The sequence below is a fragment of the Natronomonas sp. genome (assembly GCF_046710025.1).
Taxonomy (GTDB): Archaea; Halobacteriota; Halobacteria; order Halobacteriales; family Haloarculaceae; genus Natronomonas.
The window spans coordinates 1-3,856 of the sequence record NZ_JBKEGK010000234.1; the positions used below are offsets into that span (position 1 = coordinate 1).

Genomic DNA, 3,856 nt, shown 5'->3' on the forward strand with positions numbered 1-3,856 from the left:
GCGAACGTCTCGAGCGTTGAATCCAGCGCCCGCGAGAACGTCGCCAAGGCGAGAGAGACCGTCGCCTTTGCCAACGCGTTGACTGCCCCGGTCCAGTTGACCATCGAGGCGGGAGAGGATCTCTACGACGTTCCCAACCGGGTGTACTCCGCGTGTGACGACGCCGAGGTCAAGGTGAGCCGGACAGCCCCCGAGTTAATGAAACTCATCGGGGACGCGGCCGGGGACGCAGTCCAGGGGCGGGCGGTACAACGCGACATTACAGTGAGTGTCACGAACGAGGGCCGAGTAACCGTGCGGACGTGAACGAGTTGGAAAAATAAACAGTCCGCATCCCGGAGAATATCGCGAGCGCGCGGACAGCGTTGTTTATATTATGAGGGGCCGTGCCGTCTGTATGGATCTCGGAATCGACGGGAACGCAGCGTTGGTCACGGCCGGAACAGCGGGGCTTGGGCTTGCGAGCGCCGAAGCGCTTGCCGAGGGTGGCGCCGACGTTGCCGTCTGCGGCCGCGACAGGGACCGACTCGATCACGCAGAGGAGCGCCTCAGTGCGGTCGGCGACGGCGACGTGCACGCGGTCCGGGCGGACATCACCGAACCCGACGACATTGAGGCGTTCGTCGAGTCGACAGTCGAGGCGTTCGGACGACTCGATCACGTCGTCACGAGCGCCGGCGGGCCGCCATCGGGTCCGTTTCTCGACACTGACGATGAGGACTGGTACGATGCCTACGATCTGCTTGTGATGAGCGTCGTGCGGACGGTTCGAACCGCACATCCGGCGCTGTCAGCCGACGGCGGCGGGACCGTCGTGACGATCACCTCCCGGACGGTCAAGGAGGTCCTAGATGGGCTCGTTCTCTCGAACGCCGTCCGACGGGCCGTTCTCGGGCTGACAAAGAGCCTCGCCGACGAGTTCGCCCCGGAGATCCGCGTCAACACGGTGTTGCCCGGGCCACACGAGACGGACCGGATCGAGGAGCTCGTCGAAGCCGACGTTGAGCGTGGCGAATACGGGAGCTACGAGGCCGGAATCGGGGCGTGGGCGGACGACATCCCGCTCGATCGCGTCGGTGACCCACGGGAGTTGGGCGACACCGTCGCGTGGCTCTCGAGCGAACGGTCGTCGTACGTCGACGGCGCTTCGATACCGGTTGACGGCGGCTCGCTACGGGGGATCTGATCCGACTCAGCGCTGGAAACCGACGCCGTATTTAATCCAGGCAGGGACCAACGTGCGACCGCCCGATGGCGGATTCACTCGAGGCGTTTCTACACGAAACAGGGGTCCCTGAGCGAACGCTCGCGGTCGTCGATTCCGGGCAACCGGAGCCGATCCACGATCTGTTCGTCGACGCGTTCGGCAGCCTCGGCATCAACCTCTCGGGGCGCGATATCGGCGTTGGTGCGGACGAATCCGTCGTGTTACTCGAAGACGGGGAGGTCGTCGCGACTTCATCGATCGAGTCGCTCCGAAAGGCGGTGTTGCTCGTTAATTCCGACCTCTACACGACGGGGCTAAGCGGTATCGAAGGGAGCGAAGCGCCGGCTGTACTGACGGAACTCGACGGCGCGGTGTACACGCTTCGAGGGTTTCCCGCCTCGACAAAAGAAAAACTGCTTTTGATCGTGATGTCGCGGTACATCGAACGGCAGGCGCTCGAGTCGGGTGCGGGCCGCCTCGATGTTGCGTTTCAACAACTCTCGCGGATGCGCGGCGAGTACGGGACGAAGAGGACGTACGAGCGGTTGCTGCGGACGGAACTCGACGTTCACGTCTACGGGGTTCCCGACACGGACCTCGGGGACATCGAGGCCACCGTTCACGCCGGCCGAAGCCAGCGATACCGTCGCTCGTGGTTCGTCGTGTTCGTCCCGCAAAACGGCGAAAGGCCGGCGGCGCTCGTGGCCGTCGAGAACGACCGGAACACCTGGCGGGCGACGTGGACCTACGACCGCGGCCGGGTCGGGGCGATCCAAGACCACATTATCGAGCAGTTCTGAGCGCCCGGCGCTACCAGGTTTCGATCCGCTCCTCGCGGATGTCCTCGGCACACCCGCGGCAGTCGGGATGCTCGGGGTCGTAACACGCCGGCCGCCCGGCGTCGTCGAGGGAAACGGCCCGTTTTTCGGCGTACCGCCGACAGACGATCCGGGCGCGCCCCTCGTCGTCGGTCGGGACATCTAGGCGACTCGCCGTCTTCGCGTCGGCGTAGGCGCGTTTCGTCTCCTCGTAGCGTCTACCGACGGAGTTGAGTTTGGTTCGGAGAAGCCGTTCGAGGCGACGGCGATTGCTCACATCGGGCAGTACGGACGCGATAATAAAATAACCCTCGGCGAGTCGGCATCTACGTTCACTTTCACCCCGCTACCGACGATTTTTATACCATCGCGAACGAACCGGCGTACGTCTCCCACTGAAAACACGCGGAGACGGAACAACCCATGACAGACCTGCGAGAGCACGCGGTAGACGTACACGAACAGTTCTCCGACAGTCTCGACGTCGGCGTCGATGAGATCGAATCCCGTCTGGAGACGCTCGTCTCCGAGTACAGAGTCCCGGTCGACGAGGCCAGGCGAAGCATCGTCTCGACGTACCTCGATGAGGCCGGTATGGACCGCGAGGACCTTTCCGGCGGCACGACCGAATCGGCAGCTGTGGCCGACATCGACTCGCCTGAGGAATGGCTCGATATGACGGTCAAGGTCGTCGATCTGTGGGAACCGAACGCCGACTCGATCGCTCAGGTTGGACTGCTCGGCGACGAGACAGGCACAGTGAAGTTCACGAAGTGGGCAAAAAGCGAGTTGCCCGAACTCGACGAGGGGGTGGTCTACCGGCTTGAGGGCGTCGTTACCGACGAGTACCAAGGCCGCTTCTCGGTGAAGCTCAATTCGGCGACCACAATCGAGGAACTCGACACGGAACTTGAGGTCGGCGACGACGATACCGAGGTCGAGGGCGCGCTGGTCGACATCCAGTCCGGGTCCGGGCTGATCAAGCGCTGTCCCGCCGAGGACTGCACCCGCGTCCTCCAAAACGGGCGCTGTTCGGAGCACGGCGACGTCGAGGGGGAGTTCGACCTTCGGATCAAAGGCGTCCTCGACGACGGAGTCGAGATCCACGAGACGATCTTCAACCGGGAGTCGACGGAGGAACTGACCGGAATCACCCTGAATGAAGCCCAGCAAATGGCGATGGACGCCCTCGACACCGAGGTCGTCGTCGAGGAGATGCGGGAAACGGTGTTGGGTCGGTACTACCGCGTATCCGGCCCGACGCTCGGCCGGTACGTGCTGGCGAACGACATCGAGCGCCTCGGCGCGCCGACCGACGCTGAACGCGTGCTCATCAGAGCGAGGTCTATGTAAATGAGTGCATCCGTCCCCACCCGCGAAGTCGCGCGACGCGCCTTCGCGACCGAATTCAACGACGCAACGTACACGTTCAAGGAATCCGACGACGACCGCGCGCCGGTTTATTCGCTGTTGCCGACCGGCCAGCGTGCCAACCGGGTCTTCGTCGCCGGCACGCTGACCGAGACCGAGGATGTCGGCGACGACTCCGAGTACTGGCGCGGCCGAATCGTCGATCCGACCGGGACGTTCTTTACCTACGCCGGGCAGTACCAGCCGGAAGCCACCTCGGTCCTCAGAGAGACCGAGACGCCGGCCTACGTCACGGTCGTCGGCAAGCCCCGGACCTACGAGACCGACGAGGGCGGCGTGAACGTCTCGCTGCGGCCCGAATCGATTTCGGTCGTCGATGGCGCGACCCGGAACCGCTGGGTCGTCGAGACGGCCGATCGGACGCTCGACCGGATCGAAGCGTTCGACGAGGCCGGCGAGT

General features: G+C 64.1%; 6 protein-coding genes. 5 read left to right on the forward strand and 1 reads right to left on the reverse strand.

The window, feature by feature from the left end; genetic code table 11:
• From ACI944_RS12765 to ACI944_RS12775, 3 genes are all read left to right on the forward strand, one after another.
• Positions 1 to 306 (forward strand): Tfx family DNA-binding protein (locus ACI944_RS12765; protein WP_411719418.1); only part of this gene is annotated, 306 nt, incomplete at its 5' end.
• A gap of 91 nt (positions 307 to 397) precedes the next feature.
• On the forward strand, positions 398 to 1,186 hold the full coding sequence (locus ACI944_RS12770) for an SDR family oxidoreductase (RefSeq protein ID WP_411719419.1): 789 nt from the start codon (positions 398 to 400) through the stop codon (positions 1,184 to 1,186).
• 65 nt (positions 1,187 to 1,251) lie between these two features.
• Positions 1,252 to 2,007 carry a DICT sensory domain-containing protein gene (locus tag ACI944_RS12775; RefSeq protein ID WP_411719420.1) on the forward strand — a complete coding sequence of 252 codons (756 nt, stop codon included), beginning with the start codon at positions 1,252 to 1,254 and terminating at the stop codon, positions 2,005 to 2,007.
• A 10-nt stretch (positions 2,008 to 2,017) separates the two neighbouring features.
• Here the strand turns inward: ACI944_RS12775 and ACI944_RS12780 are convergent, their stop codons facing one another.
• Positions 2,018 to 2,311, reverse strand: coding sequence for a hypothetical protein (locus ACI944_RS12780; protein WP_411719423.1), 294 nt, complete (start codon positions 2,309 to 2,311; stop codon positions 2,018 to 2,020).
• Positions 2,312 to 2,448: 137 nt separating this feature from the next.
• On the opposite strand from ACI944_RS12780, the gene ACI944_RS12785 reads away from it, so the two are divergent.
• Positions 2,449 to 3,378, forward strand: a complete 930-nt coding sequence (locus ACI944_RS12785; protein ID WP_411719421.1) for a replication factor A — start codon at positions 2,449 to 2,451, stop codon at positions 3,376 to 3,378.
• The coding region (locus ACI944_RS12790) for an RPA family protein (protein ID WP_411719422.1) at positions 3,379 to 3,856 on the forward strand (478 nt) is incomplete at its 3' end.